A 16,703-nucleotide genomic window follows, 5' to 3' on the forward strand; every position below is an offset into this window, starting at 1 on the left:
GCGCGCTGAGCTTTTGAGGCCGTGAGCTACAGGGCCTGTTGCTCCTCGCGAAAAGCTGTCGCGCGCAGGGCGCGCTCCTACCGGTTGGCCCAGCGCGCTATGACCTGGTGCATTGCTTCTATCCCGTCGAACAGCGCCGCCGGCCCGGGTTGCAGGATGATTGGCGACTTGATCTCGTGCATCTCGCCGCCTCGGACCGCCGGCATGTCGGCCCAGCCGGGGCGCGCGGCCACGTGTTCCGGCCGGAAGCGCTTGCCGCACCAGGAACCGAAGACGATGTCCGGCGCGCGGCGCACCACTTCCATCGGATCGGCGAGGATGCGCTGCTTCGCCAGCGGCTCCTCGAGCAGTTCGGGAAACACGTCGTCGCCGCCGGCGATGCGCACCAGTTCGCCCACCCAGCGGATGCCGGTGATGAGCGGCTCGTCCCATTCTTCGAAATAGACGCGCGGGCGGCGTGGCAGCGCCGCGGCCTGTGCGGCGATCTGCGCGAGGTGCGCCTCGGCACGCCGGGCCAGTTCCTCCGCCTTCGCCGTGGCCCCGACCATGGCGCCCAGGCGGCGGATGTACGCGACGATGCCGTCCACGCTGCGGTGGTTGCTGATCCACACTTCCACGCCGGCGCGGATGAGCTCCTGTGCGATGTCGGCCTGCAGGTCGGAGAAACCGATGGCGAGATCGGGTTTCAGGTCGAGGATCTGGCCGATCTTCGCGCTGGTGAATGCGGAGACCTTCGGTTTTTCCTTGCGCGCCCGCGGTGGACGCACGGTGAAGCCGGAAATGCCGACGATGCGGTGTTCCTCGCCGATGGCGTAGAGCACTTCGGTCGGTTCTTCGGTGAGGCAGACAATGCGTTGCGGGTAGGCGTCGGACATCAATGACCTGAAACGGTAACGGTGATCTTGCGCTGGTGCGCTTCGTGGCGGTGCTCGTAGAGGAACACGCCCTGCCACGTGCCGAGCAGGGGCTTGCCGCCGTGCACGGGCAGCGAGAGCGACACGCCGGTCAACACCGAGCGGACATGGGCGGGCATATCGTCAGGCCCCTCGTCACGATGACGGAACAGCGGATCGCCATCGGGCACCAGGCGTGCAAAGAAACGCTCCAGGTCGGCTACCACGGTGGGATCGGCGTTCTCGCCGACGAGCAGGGAGGCGCTCGTATGCTGCACGAAGACGTGCGCAATGCCGGTGCCGACGCCGCTGGCCACGATGGCTTCCGCGATACGGTCGGTCACTTCGTTGAGCGACCGCCCACGCGTATGCACGGTGAACGTGGTCTGTGCAACGTGCTGGACGGGCTGGGCTCGGCTCATGGTCGACTCCTGGGGACGCTCTAGGGATAGAGCAGGCGGCTCGTCCAGCTTGTACCGTCCACGGCGTGCACGATGCGTTCGTGCAGGCGGAAGGTGGCGCCGTACCAGAACTCCACGCGATCCGGCTCCACCAGGTAACCGCCCCAGTGCGGAGGACGCGGCACGTCGCGGCCGGCGAATTCTTTCTCGTAGTGCGCCACGCGGTCCTCGAAGGTCTGCCGGTCCGGCAGTTCCTGGCTTTGCTTCGACGCCCAGGCACCGATCTGGCTGCCGCGCGCGCGGGTGGCGAAATACGCATCCGACTCCCCGGCGCCGGTCTTCGTGGCGCGGCCCTCGAAACGCACCTGGATGCCTTCGCGAATCTGCTTCCAGTGGAAGCACAGCGCCACCTGGGCGTGCTGGGCGATTTCGCCGGCCTTGGCGCTTTCGTAATTGGTGAAGAAACGCAGGCCCTTCTCGTCGATCGCCTTGAGCAGCACGATGCGCGAATGCACGCGGCCGCCCGCGTCCACGGTGGAAAGGGTCATGGCCGTGGGTTCGGGGTCGCCGCTGGCCTTGGCCTCGCCAAGGAGGCCGCGGAAGGTGTCGAGGATCTGTGGGGTGAGCATGACGGTGGGCTATGCTGCGGGCATGGAATCCACCGATGCTAGCACGCTGGCCGACACCGTCCTTGGCTGTTTCGAACGCGACGTGGCACGCGCGGAGCAGCCGTTCGTACTCGGCCTCTCCGGGCTGCAGGGCAGCGGCAAGAGCACGCTCGCCGCGCGCCTCATCGATGCGGCGAGGGAGCGGGGCTGGGCTGCCGTGTCCTTGTCGCTGGACGATGTCTACCTCACCCGCGCGGAGCGCGAGGCGCTCGCTGTCGAGGTGCACCCGCTCCTCCGCACGCGGGGCGTGCCGGGCACGCACGATCTTGCCCTGCTCGCTTCGACGCTCTATGCGCTCGCCAAGGCCACGCCCGAAACGCCGATAGCGATCCCGCGCTTCGACAAGGGGCATGACGACCGTTATGACAGCGCGTTATGGCCTGCGATCGCCGAACCGCCGAAGCTCATCGTGCTCGAGGGGTGGTGTCTTGGCGTCGAACCGGCTGCAGATGCATCGGCGCTGGCCGAGCCGGTCAATGCCCTGGAGCGCGACGAAGATCCCGACAGCCGTTGGCGCCAATGGGTCGATGCGCATCTCGCCGAGTACCTGCCGGTCTGGAAGCGCATCGACGCGCTGGTCGTGCTGCAGGCGCCGTCATGGGAGATCGTGGCGACGTGGCGCGCGGAAGCCGAGGCGCCGCTGCGCGAGCGCGGCGAACCGGGCGCGATGGATGGACCGACGCTGACGCGATTCCTCCAGCATTACGAGCGGATCAGCCGCCGCGCGCTGGAGACGCTGCCGGACAAAGCCGACCTGGTTTTCTGTCTCGACGAGCACCGCTCTCCGACCGGCGTAGGAGCGCGCCCTGCGCGCGACATCTTTTGAGGCTTTGAGCAACAGGCCCTGCAGCTTCTCGCTTAAAGGCTGTCGCGCGCAGGGCGCGCTCCTACTCCAGGGCGGCGTAGCCTTTGCGGGAGTCGGGCCACGTGCAGCGGAAACCCGCGGCGCGCAGGCGCGCGTTGGAGAGGCGCTTGTTTCCCACGCCGGCCGGGCCGGGGCCATCAGGCGGCAACGGCGCACCGATCAGCCGGGCGAGGTGATCGTAAAGCTCGTCGATCGGCAGCGGCGTGTCGTCGACGCCAACGTAAACCTGCTCCGGCGATGCCAGATCGAGCAGAAAGGCCAGGGCTGCCGCCGCGTCGTCGACGTGGATGCGGTTGGCATACACCGGCCTCCCTCGCGGCACCGCGGCCTTACCTTCCCGCAAGCGTTCGAACAACTGCGTGCGCCCCGGTCCGTACAGCCCGGCCAGCCGGAGCGACACCCCGCCCACGCCCCGCGAGGCCAGCCAGCGCTCCGCTTCCAGCAGCACGCGGCCATTGAACCCCGGCGGATCCGGTGGCGTGTCCTCGTCGATCCAGGCGCCGCCATGCTCGCCGTAGACAGCGGAAGACGAGACGAAGAGCGTCCGCGACGGCGGCGACGGCAGCGCGTCCAGCAGTTGACGCAGTCCATCCACGAAGACCGCGCGGTATGCCGCTTCATCGCGCGCATCGGGCGACGGCGCGAAAACGACGGCTTCCACCCCAGGCAGGCCGGAAAGCGTCTGCGGACGCGTCAGATCGGCGCGCAGCCAGGTAATGCCATCGCCGCCGGTGGCCTCACCGCGGCGCAGCGCGAAGACCTGGCGGCCTTCCGCCGCCAGCCGCCGCGCCAGCCGGGTGCCGACGTCGCCGGCCCCTGCGACCAGCACCGTCTCGTATCTACGGGAAAGGCTTGTTGCTAGCATGAGCGCGATGAATCCTTCGCCCAACCTGTTCCTCGTCGGCCCCACGGGCGCCGGCAAGACCTCGATCGGACAGCGCCTCGCGGCGCATTACGGCCTGCCCTTCGTCGACCTCGACGTGGAGATCGAGTCGCGCTGCGGCACCACGATCGCCGAGCTCTTCGCGAACGAAGGCGAGGCGGGTTTCCGCGCGCGTGAAAGCGCGCATCTGGACGAGTTTAGTCTGCGCGAAGGTATCGTGCTCGCCACCGGCGCCGGCGCCGTGCTCGATCCGGCCAACCGCGAGATCCTGATGTCCCGCGGCACCGTGCTCATGCTCGGCGTCGACGTGGACGAACAACTGGACCGCCTGCGCCACGACACCGTGCGCCCTATGCTCGCCGGCGGCGACCGCCGCGGCCGCCTGGAAGCGCTGGCCGAACATCGCAACCACCTGTACGAAGAAATCGCGGACCTGATCTTCCGCGGACGCCACGAAAGCGTCGACGATGCCGTTCCCCGCGCCATCGCCCTCCTCGACCGCCACTGGAAACGCAGCTGATGGAAACCTTGCACGTCGACCTCGCGGGTCGCAGCTACCCGATCTGGATCGGCCCCGGCCTGCTCGGCGACGCCGCGCGCTGGCGTGCGCTCATCCGCGGCAGGCACGTGCTCGTCGTGAGCAACACCACCGTCGCCCCGCTTTACCTCGACACGCTGGCGAAAGGTCTCGAAGGCCTGCACTGGTCGTCGTTCCTGCTGGGCGACGGCGAAACGCACAAGACCTTCGCGAACGTGGGCCGCGTGCTGGACGCGCTTGGCCAGCTCGGTGCCACCCGGGACGCCTGCGTCATCGCCCTCGGTGGTGGCGTCGTCGGGGACCTCGCCGGTTTCGCCGCCGCGTGCTGGATGCGCGGCATCGACTTCATCCAGATGCCGACCACCCTCCTGTCGATGGTCGATTCCTCGGTGGGCGGCAAGACCGGCGTGAACCTGCCGGTGGGCAAGAATCTGGCCGGCGCCTTCCACCAGCCGCGCGGCGTGCTGGCCGACATCGACCTGCTGCGCACGCTGCCGCAGCGCGAATACCGTGCGGGCATGGCCGAAATCGTGAAGGGCGCCGCCATCGGCGATCCCGGCTTCTTCGCCTGGCTGGAAGCGAATGCCGAGGCCCTCGCCGCGCGCGAGCAGGCGCCGCTGATCGAAGCGATCGCGCGCAAGTGCGCGTACAAGGCGGGCGTCGTGTCGCGCGACGAAACCGAGCAAGGTGAACGCGCGCTGCTCAACCTCGGGCACACCTTCGGGCACGCTCTCGAAACCGCCGGCAACTACAGCGAACTGCTCCACGGCGAAGCCGTGGCCGTCGGCATGGTGCTGGCCGCCCGTCTCTCCGAACGGCTCGGCATGGCAGGCCCCGGGGACACGTCCCGCCTGGTCGCGCTGCTCGGCCGCCTCGGCCTGCCCACGGAAACCTCGGGCCAGCACCCAGCCAGCCGTCTGCTGGAGCTGATGAGGCTGGACAAGAAGAACAGCGCCGGGACCCTGCGCCTCATCCTCTGGCGCGGCATCGGCAAGGCCGAGATCGTGTCGGGCGTGCCGGAAGAGGCCGTGCTCGACGTGCTCCGCCCCGGCTGATCCCCACATACTGCGACCCACAACCCGCGACCGCAACCGCAACCGGGATCGGGATCGGGACCGGGACCGGACTGTAGGAGCGCGCCTCGCGCGCGACATCTTTTGAGGCCGCGAGCCGCAGGGCCTGCTGCTCTTTTTTGAGGCCACGAGCCGCAGGGCCTGCTGCTCTGTCGCTAAAAGCCGTCGCGCGCAGGCGCGCTCCTACAATGGCCACGCAGCTTGGCGGCAAACCGCCTACAATAATCGGCCCTGCGCCTGTCACGGATCGCTGATGCGGATCTACCTGCAAACCATGCCCGAAGCGGGGGCGGAGTCGCCCCGTTACGTCCAGATCACGCTGGAGCAGGACCTGCTCGGCGGCTGGACCCTGTACCGCGAGAGCGGCGTGCAGGGCGGCAAGGCCATGCTCAAGCGCGAGGTCTTCGTGGACCACGACGCCGCGCTGGCCGCCTTCACCAAGGCGCGCGACGCCCAGATCAGGAAAGGCTTCAAACTCATGTTCAGCCAGGGCCAGGAGTCGGCGCATGGCCGCTGAGCTCCGCAACGATCGTTTCCTCCGCGCCCTCCGCCGCGAACCCACCGACACTACGCCCCTCTGGGTGATGCGCCAGGCCGGCCGTTACCTGCCGGAGTACCGCGCCACCCGCGCGCGCGCCGGCAGCTTCATGGGCCTTGCGACGAACCCGGAATACGCCTGCGAAGTGACGCTGCAGCCGCTGGAGCGGTTCGAACTGGATGCCGCCATCCTGTTCTCGGACATCCTGACCATTCCCGATGCGATGGGCCTCGGTCTGTCGTTCGAGCAGGGCGAGGGTCCGCGCTTCGCACGTCCGCTGCGCGACGCCGCCGCCATCGAGGCGCTGGCCGTGCCGGACATGGATCGCGAGCTCCGCTATGTGATCGACGCGGTGCGCCTGATCCGCAAGGAACTGGACGGACGCGTTCCGCTGATCGGTTTCTCGGGTAGCCCCTGGACGCTCGCGTGCTACATGGTGGAGGGCGAGGGCTCGCGCGATTTCGCGCGGGTGAAGGCCCTGGCATGGGACCAGCCCGCGCTTGCCCACCGCCTGCTCGACACCGTGGCCCGCTCGGTCGCCGCCTACCTCGTCGCCCAGGCGCAGGCCGGCGCGCAGGCGCTGATGGTGTTCGATACCTGGGGCGGCCTGCTCGGTCCGGGGCCGTTCCGCGAGTTCTCCCTGCGCTACATGGCCCAGGTGGTCGAGGCGCTGAAGGCCGATCCGGCGAGCCGCGACCTGCCGGTGATCCTGTTCTCGAAGGGCGCGGGGTCCCAGCTCGAGGCGCTGGCCGATACCGGCTGTGCGGCGCTCGGCGTGGACTGGACCCTGGACATCGGCGAGGCGCGCCGCCGCGTAGGCAACCGCGTTGCCCTGCAGGGCAACCTGGACCCGGCGGTGCTGCGCGCGTCGCCCGATGTCGTGGCACGCGAAGCGCGCGCGGTGCTGGATGCCTTCGGCAACCACCCGGGCCACGTGTTCAACCTGGGGCACGGCATCACGCCTGAAGTCGATCCGGAGAACGTGAAGGTGCTGGTGGATACCGTGCACGAGCACGGCCGGGCGATCCGCAACGCCTAGGCTCCTCACGCGCGACCCCTGTTCGCCGCGGGAGCTGTAGGAGCGCGCTTGCGCGCGACATCTTTTCGCCGCAGTCGCCACGCTCACGCGCGAGCTTCAGGTCACGGCCTCAAAACATGTCGCGCGCAAGCGCGCTCCTACAACGAAGGGACTGCGGTTGGCGGCGAGCGGTCAGAAGCGGTTGGGACCGGCGATGTGGCACTTCGCCAGTTCGCCGCGGGCGGCGTTCGCGCCGTTGGCGTCGCCGGCCTGCAGGCGCATTTCCACCACGGTCTGCCAGTTGCGGGCGCACAGGCTGCCGGATTTCGGGCCCATCTCGAAGGATTGCTTCGACAGCTTCTCGGCCAGCGGGTAGTCCTGGCGACGGATGGCGATCTCGGCGCGGTCCTGGATGAGTTCCGGGGCTTCCGGGGCAAGCTTCAGCGCCTGCATCAGCTTCGCGTCGGCTTCGTCGTACTTGCCCGCCCGTTCGTCCGCCTGCGCGGCCTGCTCCAGACCCTGCACGCCCGGGTCGCGCAGCGGCGCGACTTCGATCGCGGATTTCTCGCGTTCGCCCGCGGCGCGGACCTGGGCGACGATGTCGTACGTGGGCTTGCTGGGACGAGTGGCCTGCGGCGGAGCGGGCTGGCTGCAGGCAGCGACGAATGCGACGGTGGCAATGGCACAGAAACGAAGGCGATGCATGGGTCAATCCGTAGGATTACTGGGTACTGGGGTCGCCGGCGCAGGCTCGGCATCGCCGCCGAACATACCCTTGAATCGCTGCCAGAAACAGCCCTCCTCCGCTTCCGGCACGTAACCGGACACGAACGGGAACGGGCGGGCCCCTTCGCAGGAGGGGTCGGTGCGCTTGCCCGTCTGCGGATTCACATAGGCCATTTCCAGCCCGTCGCCCAGCGTGGTCGGCAGGGGACGGGTAGGCATCTTGCGGAACAGTTCCTGCCAGACGCGCATGCTGCCGGTGGCGCCGTAGAGGCCGGTGGGCTTGTTGTCGTCGCGGCCCATCCAGACGATGGCGAGACGGTCGCCCGTGAAACCGGCGAACCAGCTGTCACGCTGGCTGTCGCTGGTACCGGTCTTGCCCGCGGCATGCAGCCAGGACAGCCCCGAATTGCCGATGGCCGCGGCGGTGCCGCTGGTGACCACCTGCTGCATGGCCCAGGTGGTGAGCCGGGTGGCCGTCTGGTACTCGCCCTCGCCGCCCTTCACCTCGTAACGCTTGATCGCCTGGCCCTTGGCGTCCATCACGCCGCGCACGGCGACCAGCGGCAGCGCATGGCCGTCGGCGGCGATGTATTCGTACAGCTGGGCGACCTGCAGCGGCGAAAGGTCCACCGCACCGAGGAGCAGCGATGGGCTGGGATTCACGTCCTGCAACCCGAATGACTCGAGGAAGCCCTTGATCCGCGGCACGCCCACCTGCAGGCCCAGGTTCACCGTCGCGAGGTTCCACGAATGGACCAGCGCGTCGAGCATCGGCACCTGGCCATGGATCTCGCGGTCGTCGTTCTGCGGCGTCCACGGCTTGCCGTCCGGCTGGCGCATATTGATCGGCGAGTCGTCCACGATCGAGGCCAGCGACCAGCGGGACGGCTGCGCCAGCGCCACGAGGTAAACCAGCGGCTTCACCAGCGAACCGATCGGCCGGCGCGCGTCCAGCGCTCGGTTGAAGCCCTGCTCGCCCGGATCGCGCGAGCCGACGACGGCGAGCACGCTGCCGTTGGTGGTATCCGTGACGACCGCGGCCGCCTGCGCCGCGGCACCGCGCTTGCCCAGCGCCTTGGCAGTCGTGAGGATCGCCTGCTCCGTATACAACTGCGCCGCGGGATCGAGCGTGGTGAAGATCGAGAGGCTGCCGTCGCGCAGGGCCGCTTCGTCGAAGTCGGCGGTGATCTGCGAGCGGACGAGCTGCATGAACGCGGGGAAGCGGTTGTGCGGCAGCTGGGCGTTCGCGGCAATGCCTAGCGGCGTGGCCTGCGCGGCTTTCGTCTGCGCGTCGTCGAGCAGCCCGGTGTCGTGGAACTGCTGCAGCACGAGGTTGCGCCGCGCCAATGCGCGGTCCGGGTAGCGTCGCGGATCGTAATAGCTCGGCCCCTTGACCAGGCCGATGAGCAGCGCGATCTCCTGCGGGCGCAGGTCTTCGAGACGGCGGCCGAAGAAGAACTCGCCGCCAGCGGCGAAACCGTGCACGGCCTGGTTGCCCTGCTGGCCGAGGAAGACCTCGTTGACGTACGCCTCGAGGATGCGGCCCTTCGAGTAATGCGCTTCCATGAGCAGCGAGAGGATCGCCTCGTTCACCTTGCGCAGCATGTTCTGGCTGCGGTCGAGGAAGAGGTTGCGCACCAGCTGCTGGGTGAGCGTGGAACCGCCCTGCACGGTGTGGCCCGCGCGCAGGTTGGCGAAGGACGCGCGCAGGATCGCCGAGAAATCGAGGCCGATATGGCTCTTGAAGTCGCGGTCCTCGACCGCCTGCAGGCCCTGCACGAGCAGCGGAGGCACGTTTTCGAGGCGGACGATGCGGCGCTCTTCCTGCTGCGCGCCGTACAGGGTGGCGATACGCGCGGGATCCAGGTGGATCGACTTGATCGGCTTGTCGTTCGTGTCGTCGACGACGGATGCGACCTGGCCGTTCGACAGCGACACGCGGATGCGATGCGGCAGCTCGCCGCCGTCCGGTCCCGCATACCCGTGCGAGGCGATGAGGAAGCGCGAGCCGTTCTTCGAATAGCTGCCCTGGATCTTGCCGCCGCCCTCCGTGGTGTAGCCGGCGAAGGTCAGTTCCAGTTCGAGCGCCGCCGGCGTCATCGGCACGCCCTGCGCCAGCGGCAGGGGCCGCGCGTAGACGCGCGTGGGTACCGCGAACACAAGATCGTTGAAGCGATCCTGCAGCCGCGCGTTGAGGATCAGGGTGTAAGGCAGGAGGAAGCCGAACACCAGGCCCATCAGCAGCCAGAAAGGAATGCGGAGCCAGGGCCAGCTGGTGCGCAGGAAGGAGCCGAGACGATTCAGGAAAGCCAACGCGGGGAGGTCCTGGGGAAGAGACGTGCGAGGGATGATAGGGGCACTCTCCCGGCGCCCATCTGAACGGATGCTGGCAAAGCGGTGGCGCTGGCGGTCAGGCGCCCGGGTACCAGGTTCCGGGAACCGGCTGGAACGGACGCGGATGCACCCCCAGGACGCGCTCCAGTTCGCCATTGTCGGCGATCAGGTCGCTATCGAGGCGGTCGACGGGCCCACGCAGGGCCGGCAGGGCACGGGCGGCGACCCGGAGCGCGAAGCGCGGAACAGGTACCGGCACGGTGGGCCCGCCCGCGCTGCGCCGGGCCCGCCGGAACATTTCCGCCACGCTCATGCGCTCGCCACCGCCTATCGGGAACGTGCGCCCTCGCGCGAACGGCGACGCGAGGGCGGCCATGATCGCCACGGCGATGTCGTCGGCGTGCACCGGCTGCCGCTGCCCGCGGCCCGACGGAATCGGGAAGATCCCTCGCCGCCGGGCCGCATGGACGATGGGTGTCAGGCTCTTGTCCTCGCCCGCGCCATAGATCAGCGTGGGGCGAAACAGGGTCCACGGCATGCCGCGGGAGGCACAGGTGGCGATCAAGGTGGTTTCCGCATCGCGCAGGCGGCGCGAGAGGTCGCGCTCCGTCGGGATGTCCGAATCCCGCTTGGTCTCGGCGCTCATCGACGAGGTGGCGAGGATATGCGGTGTACCGGCGAGGCGGGTCGCCGACAGCCAGGGGGCGAGGTGGTCCAGCGGCCCGAGGCTGACCACCGCGCGCAGCGGCGGAAGGTCGGGCATCGCATCGGGCAGCCCTCCGAGCAGCCAGCGCGGGTCGGCGGGCCGGGCCTGCCTGCTCAGGGCCTGGTAATCGATGCCCTGCGCGGTAAGCCGGGGCAACAGGAAGCGGCCGATCTGGCCGGACGCCCCGATGACCAGCACCGTCATGCCGCCACTCAACGTCCCGTCGCGATGCGCTCGTAGGCGCTTTGCAGCCGCGGGTCGTCCGGGGCGTAGCGGCGGGCGCGCTCAAGGGCCTGGAAGGCGCCCTGGCGATCGCCCTGCCCCGCGCGCTGGAGCGCGCTGTCGATCCACGCGCTGCCGAGGCGATGGCGCAATTCGCCTTGCGTGGCGTCGCCGGGGGCGAGGTCGGACAGGGTTGAATATAGGTTCTCGGCACGCTGCACGTTCCCGTTCGCGACGGCCTGCTGCATCTGCTTCTCCACCTGGGTGGGCAGGCCCTGCAGGCCGGCACGGGCGGCGGGATCGTTGCCGTCGATGGCGAGCGCGTTGCGATAGAGGTCGTAGGCGCTGTCACCGGGCGGATCCATGATGTCGCCCCGGGCCGTCGCCGCCTGCGCCCTGCGGACGAGATCGGCCACCTTCGCCTTCTGCTCCGGGCTCACGGCCATCGACGCTTCGGGCACGGCATCGCCCCCGGCAGCGCGGACGCCGTCGTCGGCCGCGGCAGGCCTCGTTTCGCCGCCGCCGATGCGCGCACGCGCGGCCGCCAGTTCGGCGGACTTCGGCGCGAGCTTCGCGGCTCGGTCGAGCAGCCGCGTGGCCTGGGCATCGTCTTCGCTGTCGATCGCGGCATTCGCCTGCACGATGAGCGCCTGGGCGACGCGGCCGAGTCCGGCCTTCGCATCGGCATTGTCGGGGTCCGCCGCGAGCGCGGCCTGGAAACGGGCGAGCGCGTTGTCGTCGCCGTCACCGACGAAACGGCCGGCGCGCAAGGCTTCGTTGCCCTGCTGCACGAGTGCCGCGACGGCCTGGCCGTCCTGCTTTTTCGTCTCCGCCAGCGCGGCGCGCAGCGACGGAAGATCGCCGTAACCCGGCACCAGGATGGCGATCCGGTCGACGATGGCGTTCGCCTTCGCCTTGTCGTTGGCGGCGATCGCCTGGCGCGCCTGCGCCGCGAGCGCATCGCCGACCTTGTCGAGACCGCGCGCCGCCACGGCATTGGATTTGTCCGCGTCGAGCACGCGCCGGTACAACGCGCCGGCACCGTCGTCGCCGTCGAGCTTGCCGGCAGCGAAAGCCTTCTGCGCCTGGTCGATCAGGGCTTCGGTATGGTTCTCGGGATTGCGCGCCTGGGAGAGGCGCTGGGAGAGTCGTTCCACGTCGCTGCCGCCGCCAAGCAGCTCGCGCGCCGTGTTGAGCGCGGCCTCGGCCTCGTCGAGCCGGCCGGCGTTGAGCGCCGCATCCGCTTTCGCGACCTCGGCAAGGCCAACGCGGCGCAGGCCGTCCCGGGCCTGGTCGCTGTCGGGCTGCTGGTCGCGTGCTTTTTCGAAGAGCTCACGCGCGCTGTCGCCGTTCGTGCCGTCCAGGTTGCCTGCGTCCAGGGCACGGTTGGCCTGGGCGAGCGTGTCGTTCAACTCCGTGGCGGGCAGCATGTTGCGCAGACGGTCCTGCTGCAACCACAAGCCCGTGACCGCGCCGATCAGCACCAGCACGAGGACGGGAATGAGCCAGCCGCGCTTGCGCGGCGCCCGCGCTGGCGGAGGTGCCGGCGTGGCGCGACGGCGCGGTTCGTCCACGACGATGTGAGGCAGGCCGTCGTCGGCCGGCGGCGTCGGCCGGTCGAGGTCGTCGAGCCGGCCCAGGGTCGGCTCGGTGCGTCCGCGCGAGTCGCGGTCGTTGTTGTCTCTGCGTCCGCTCATGGGGTTGGATCGTCCATAGGAGCGTCGCAGCTTAACATTCGGGCGTGAACGGCCGTTGTAGGCCGCCTCACAGCTCCACGCGTATCCGGCCGGCCGCGCGCTTCGCCTTCGCCAGCGCTTCCTCGACGGTCGGCGCACGGGCCAGGGTCACCGCCATGCGCCGTCGGCCGCGCACCTCCGGCTTGCCGAAGATCCGGAGCATCGTGCCCGTTTCGGCGAGCGCCTCGGCTACGCCGTGGTACCTGGGAGCCGTCCCCTCACCCTCGACCAGCACGGCGCAGGACGCGGCGGGCGCGAACAGGTGGATCTCAGGCACCGGCAGGCCGAGGATCGCGCGGGCGTGCAGCGCGAACTCGGACAGGTCCTGCGAGATCAGCGTGACCAGGCCGGTGTCGTGCGGCCGTGGGCTCACCTCGGAAAAGATCACCTCGTCGCCGCGCACGAAGAACTCGACGCCGAACACCCCGCGTCCGCCAAGCGCGGCGGTGATCGCGTCGGCCTGGCGCTCGGCCGCTGCGCGCGCGGCGTCGCTCATCGCTTGCGGCTGCCAGGATTCGCGGTAATCGCCTTCTTCCTGGCGGTGGCCGATCGGCGCGCAGAACGACACGCCATCGCGATGGCGCACCGTGAGCAGCGTGATCTCGTAGTCGAAATCCACGAAGCCCTCGACGATCACGCGCCCCTTGCCCGCCCTGCCTCCGGACTGCGCGTATTCCCACGCCGCGTCGGCTTCCTCACGGCGGCGCACGACGCTCTGCCCCTTGCCCGACGAACTCATCACCGGCTTCACCACGCAGGGCGTGCCGAGCGCCTCGATAGCAGCAAGGAAGCTGTCGCGGTCGTCGCAGAAGCGGTACGGCGAGGTGGGCAGGCCGAGTTCCTCCGCGGCCAGGCGGCGGATGCCCTCGCGGTCCATGGTGAGCCATGCGGCTTTCGCCGTCGGGATCACTTTGAGCCCTTCCCTTTCCATCTCGACGAGGGTAGGCGTATGGATGGCTTCGACCTCGGGCACCACGAGATCGGGCTTTTCCTGCTCGATCACCGCACGCAACGCAGCGCCGTCGAGCATGTCCACGACGTGGCTGCGATGCGCCACCTGCATCGCCGGCGCGTTCTCGTAGCGATCCACGGCCACGACTTCCACCGCGAAGCGCTGCAGTTCGATGGCGACCTCCTTGCCGAGTTCGCCCGAGCCCAGCAGGAGCACCTTGAAGGCGGTAGGGGTGTGCGGCGTGCCGAAAGTCATCACTGAAAGGGTCCTGGGAAGTGTCGGCCCCGATTCTAGCGGCCGCGCGCCGCGGCGCGCGCCACCCGCTCGTGACCAACGGGGGACTTGACTCGCGCCGCGAACGTGATGTGATGGAGCCGTCCCCAACAATCCGGAAGTACGCTCATGAGACGCTTTCTTGCCGTCCTCGCCGTACTGTGCGCCATTCCCGCCGCTTCCATGGCGGAAGAGCGCTGGATGACCGTACTCCTGGATGGACGCAAGGTGGGCAGCCTGCAGATCGACCGCCAGGTCCAGGCCGGCAAGGTCGTCACCTGGCAGGTGCTGGACTTCCGCATGACCCGCTCGCGCACGCCCATGACCTTGCGGACGGAACTGCGCTCCACCGAGTCCGAGTCGGGCAATCCCCTCGCCTTCTACGCCAGCACGCGCATGTCCTCACAGGAAAACCTGGCGAGCGGGGAGGTGCGTGCCGATGGCATGTTCCAGGTGGCGAACACCGTCGGCGGGCAATCCAAGATCAACCTGCTGATCTGGCCGACCGGCGCAACGCTCGCCGAGGGGCAGAGGCTGGCCATGGTGGCCCAGGGCTTCAAGGCGGGCACGGTCTACCGTCTGCGCAATTTCGATTCGGTCAGGCAGCAGGTCGCGAACGTGGACGTGGAGGTCGTCGGCGACGAGGTGGTCGCCATGCCGGACGATACGAGGGAGACGCTCCACCACCTCCGGCAGTCGATCGTCAATGCGAAAACCGATCAGTCCGTGGACATCTGGGTCGACGACAACGGCTTCATCCGCCGCAGCCTTGCGCCGCTGCTGGGCTTCCGGTTGGAAATGGCCGCGTGCAGCGAAGCGTGCGCGCAGGCTCCCAACCAGGACATCGACCTCCTCCGCGCCGCGATGATTTCTTCGCCGCGCCCCATGGTGGCGGCGCTTCGCGTGGCGCCCGTCCGCTACACGATCACGGTGCGCGGCGCCGGCCCCGATCCTTTCATCGAAACCGACGAACAGGTGGTGCGGCCGATAGGCGATGGCGTCTATATCGTGGACGTCGGCTTCGGCATGCGGCATGGCGACGAACTGGGGCCGCTTCCCGAAGACACCGAACCGAATGCCTGGGTGCAGTCCGAAAGCCCTGAAATCCTCGCGCTGGCAAGGCAGGCGGTGGGTGACGCCAGGACCGACCTGCAGCGCATGCGCAGGCTGCGCTCCTTCCTTTCCGACTACATCAATGCAAAGGGACTCGACGTGGGCTATGCCTCGGCGCTGGAAACGGTGGCGACGCGGCGTGGCGACTGCACCGAGCATGCCGTGCTGCTGACGGCGATGGCGCGGTCGCTGGGCATCCCCGCGCGCGTCGTGACCGGCATCGTGTATGCCGAACGCATGGGCGGAGCTACCCGGGTCTTCGTACCGCATGCATGGACGCAGGCCTGGATCGACGACCGCTGGATCAGCTTCGATTCCGCGCAACGCCGCTTCGACTCGTCGCACATTGCCCTGGGCACCGGCAGTGGCGAACCCTGGCGGTTCTTCTCCGCCATGAACGTGCTGAACCGGATCCGCATAGACCGCGCCATTCCCGGGTCGAACCTGATGGACATGCCGGCCCCCAGTGACGCGTCGGGGCCGCCTCCCGGCGGGCGCGGGGCACCCTGACCCGGCCCCCCCGGCTAGAAAAATTGATATCATAATGATATCTTGACCCCTCCATACCAGGGGTCCATCCGCCATGAACGAACGATCCTCGCCGTCGCTGCCGGGTATTCCGTCCCTCATCGCGTTCATCGTCCTGATCCTGCTGGTGGCGGGAGGGATCGTGACCACGGTGGTGCGTGAGGGTCAGCCCCTGGCCGCCTCCGGCATCGTGCTGGTCCCGATTTTTGCCTTCCTTGCCAAAGGCTTTTTCCAGGTCCAGCCGAACCAGGGCCAGGTCATGCAGCTGTTCGGCAAGTACGCTGGCACGGAGCGCCGGGAAGGCCTCCGCTGGACCAATCCTTTCTATACGCGCCGTCCGGTGAGCCTGCGCGTACGCAACTTCGAAAGCAGCCGGCTGAAGGTCAACGACAACGATGGCAACCCGATCGAGATAGCGGCGATCGTGGTCTGGCAGGTGGTGGACACCGCCGAGGCCGTGTTCTGCGTGGACGACTACGAGAACTTCGTGCAGATCCAGAGCGAATCCGCACTGCGGCAGATGGCGCAGAGCTATGCCTACGACGCGCACGACGACTCGAAGCCTTCGCTGCGCAGCCATGGCGAAGAGATAAACAATCATCTCCGCCAGGAAATCGAGGCGCGCCTGCAGAAGGCCGGCGTGCAGGTGATCGAAGCCCGCATCAGCCACCTCGCCTACGCGCAGGAGATCGCCCAGGCCATGCTGCAGCGTCAGCAGGCCAGCGCCATCGTCGCGGCACGCGCGCGCATCGTCGACGGCGCGGTAGGCATGGTCGCCATGGCGCTGGACCAGCTCCGCGCGCAGGGCGTGGTGGAGCTGGACGAGGAGCGCAAGGCCGCCATGGTCTCCAACCTGCTGGTGGTCCTCTGCGGCGACCGCGCCACGCAGCCGGTGGTCAACGCCGGCACGCTGTATAGCTGAATCCCGCGTGCCGGCCGAGAAAAAAGCCTATCCGCTGCGCATCAGCGCAGCCGTCCTCGAAGCCATGCAGGCATGGTCGGAGGACGAGCTGCGCTCGCTCAACTCGCAGATCGAATACGTGCTGCGCGATGCACTGCGTCGCACGGGGCGGCTGAAGCCGCGGAAGGTGGAGGCGGTGGAAGATCCTGGGGAGTCGTGAGGGATCGCGGGATCGCGCTCTCGCGTTTGTGCTGCGGGTTTGAGTACCCACACGTCGGTGCGCCAGCTCCTAGGGTCGGCCTCAAAAGATGTCGCGCGCAGGCGCGCTCCTACAT

Annotated in this window: 17 protein-coding genes; 8 read left to right on the plus strand and 9 right to left on the minus strand. The window is 68.7% G+C overall.

The features are described 5' to 3' along the window. Nucleotides 1-77: 77 nt before the first annotated feature. The 3 genes from ACR9ZH_RS15415 to pdxH are packed head-to-tail and all read right to left on the minus strand — an operon-like array spanning nt 78 to nt 1,923. Complete coding sequence (locus tag ACR9ZH_RS15415) at nt 78-875, minus strand: ABC transporter substrate-binding protein (RefSeq protein WP_481291643.1); 798 nt, start codon at nt 873-875, stop codon at nt 78-80. Continuing rightward, nucleotides 875-1,315: a secondary thiamine-phosphate synthase enzyme YjbQ gene (locus ACR9ZH_RS15420; RefSeq protein ID WP_481291644.1), complete on the minus strand. Its 441-nt coding sequence runs from the start codon at nt 1,313-1,315 to the stop codon at nt 875-877. Before ACR9ZH_RS15420 ends, ACR9ZH_RS15415 begins: the two co-directional genes overlap by 1 nt. Nucleotides 1,316-1,335: 20 nt before the next feature. After that, complete coding sequence (pdxH, locus tag ACR9ZH_RS15425; protein WP_481291645.1) at nt 1,336-1,923, minus strand: pyridoxamine 5'-phosphate oxidase; 588 nt, start codon at nt 1,921-1,923, stop codon at nt 1,336-1,338. Between pdxH and ACR9ZH_RS15430 the strand changes: the two genes are divergently transcribed. Continuing rightward, nucleotides 1,922-2,788, plus strand: a complete 867-nt coding sequence (locus ACR9ZH_RS15430) for a kinase (protein WP_481291659.1) — start codon at nt 1,922-1,924, stop codon at nt 2,786-2,788. The two genes, pdxH and ACR9ZH_RS15430, sit on opposite strands and share 2 nt — an antisense overlap. A gap of 61 nt (nt 2,789-2,849) precedes the next feature. Here the strand turns inward: ACR9ZH_RS15430 and ACR9ZH_RS15435 are convergent, their stop codons facing one another. Further along, the gene (locus tag ACR9ZH_RS15435) at nt 2,850-3,692 is read right to left on the minus strand and encodes an NAD-dependent epimerase/dehydratase family protein (RefSeq protein ID WP_481291646.1); all 843 of its coding nucleotides are present in this window, start codon (nt 3,690-3,692) and stop codon (nt 2,850-2,852) included. Between the two features lie 7 nt (nt 3,693-3,699). Between ACR9ZH_RS15435 and ACR9ZH_RS15440 the strand changes: the two genes are divergently transcribed. From ACR9ZH_RS15440 to hemE, 4 genes are all read left to right on the plus strand, one after another. Beyond that, nucleotides 3,700-4,230, plus strand: coding sequence for a shikimate kinase (locus ACR9ZH_RS15440; RefSeq protein ID WP_481291660.1), 531 nt, complete (start codon nt 3,700-3,702; stop codon nt 4,228-4,230). Then, nucleotides 4,230-5,303: a 3-dehydroquinate synthase gene (aroB, locus tag ACR9ZH_RS15445; RefSeq protein ID WP_481291647.1), complete on the plus strand. Its 1,074-nt coding sequence runs from the start codon at nt 4,230-4,232 to the stop codon at nt 5,301-5,303. Before ACR9ZH_RS15440 ends, aroB begins: the two co-directional genes overlap by 1 nt. A 271-nt stretch (nt 5,304-5,574) precedes the next feature. After that, a complete protein-coding gene (locus ACR9ZH_RS15450; RefSeq protein ID WP_481291648.1) occupies nt 5,575-5,838 on the plus strand; it encodes a WGR domain-containing protein in 264 nt (87 codons plus the stop codon). Next, nucleotides 5,828-6,898, plus strand: a complete 1,071-nt coding sequence (gene hemE, locus ACR9ZH_RS15455) for a uroporphyrinogen decarboxylase (RefSeq protein ID WP_481291649.1) — start codon at nt 5,828-5,830, stop codon at nt 6,896-6,898. The genes ACR9ZH_RS15450 and hemE overlap by 11 nt, the downstream gene beginning before the upstream one ends. Before the next feature lie 171 nt (nt 6,899-7,069). Here the strand turns inward: hemE and ACR9ZH_RS15460 are convergent, their stop codons facing one another. The 5 genes from ACR9ZH_RS15460 to purT all read right to left on the minus strand — a co-directional run bounded on the left by ACR9ZH_RS15460 (nt 7,070) and on the right by purT (nt 13,811). Then, nucleotides 7,070-7,582 (minus strand): tetratricopeptide repeat protein, encoded by a 513-nt coding sequence (locus tag ACR9ZH_RS15460; RefSeq protein ID WP_481291650.1) that lies wholly within the window; start codon nt 7,580-7,582, stop codon nt 7,070-7,072. 3 nt (nt 7,583-7,585) lie between these two features. Next, complete coding sequence (gene mrcB / locus ACR9ZH_RS15465) at nt 7,586-9,916, minus strand: penicillin-binding protein 1B (RefSeq protein ID WP_481291651.1); 2,331 nt, start codon at nt 9,914-9,916, stop codon at nt 7,586-7,588. Nucleotides 9,917-10,013: 97 nt separating this feature from the next. Continuing rightward, entirely contained in the window at nt 10,014-10,847 is an 834-nt protein-coding gene (locus tag ACR9ZH_RS15470) for an SDR family oxidoreductase (protein ID WP_481291652.1), read from the minus strand. 8 nt (nt 10,848-10,855) lie between these two features. Next, complete coding sequence (locus ACR9ZH_RS15475) at nt 10,856-12,562, minus strand: hypothetical protein (protein WP_481291653.1); 1,707 nt, start codon at nt 12,560-12,562, stop codon at nt 10,856-10,858. A 67-nt stretch (nt 12,563-12,629) separates the two neighbouring features. After that, nucleotides 12,630-13,811 carry a formate-dependent phosphoribosylglycinamide formyltransferase gene (gene purT / locus ACR9ZH_RS15480; protein WP_481291654.1) on the minus strand — a complete coding sequence of 394 codons (1,182 nt, stop codon included), beginning with the start codon at nt 13,809-13,811 and terminating at the stop codon, nt 12,630-12,632. Nucleotides 13,812-13,955: 144 nt separating this feature from the next. Here purT and ACR9ZH_RS15485 point away from each other — a divergent pair, with 144 nt between their 5' ends. The 3 genes from ACR9ZH_RS15485 to ACR9ZH_RS15495 all read left to right on the plus strand — a co-directional run bounded on the left by ACR9ZH_RS15485 (nt 13,956) and on the right by ACR9ZH_RS15495 (nt 16,588). Beyond that, complete coding sequence (locus ACR9ZH_RS15485) at nt 13,956-15,449, plus strand: transglutaminase-like domain-containing protein (protein ID WP_481291655.1); 1,494 nt, start codon at nt 13,956-13,958, stop codon at nt 15,447-15,449. Nucleotides 15,450-15,522: 73 nt separating this feature from the next. Continuing rightward, the gene (locus ACR9ZH_RS15490; protein ID WP_481291656.1) at nt 15,523-16,389 is read left to right on the plus strand and encodes an SPFH domain-containing protein; all 867 of its coding nucleotides are present in this window, start codon (nt 15,523-15,525) and stop codon (nt 16,387-16,389) included. A gap of 7 nt (nt 16,390-16,396) precedes the next feature. Next, entirely contained in the window at nt 16,397-16,588 is a 192-nt protein-coding gene (locus ACR9ZH_RS15495; RefSeq protein WP_481291657.1) for a type II toxin-antitoxin system antitoxin, read from the plus strand. Nucleotides 16,589-16,703: the final 115 nt, after the last annotated feature.

The organism is Luteibacter sp. SVR4-7G (genome assembly GCF_056755555.1).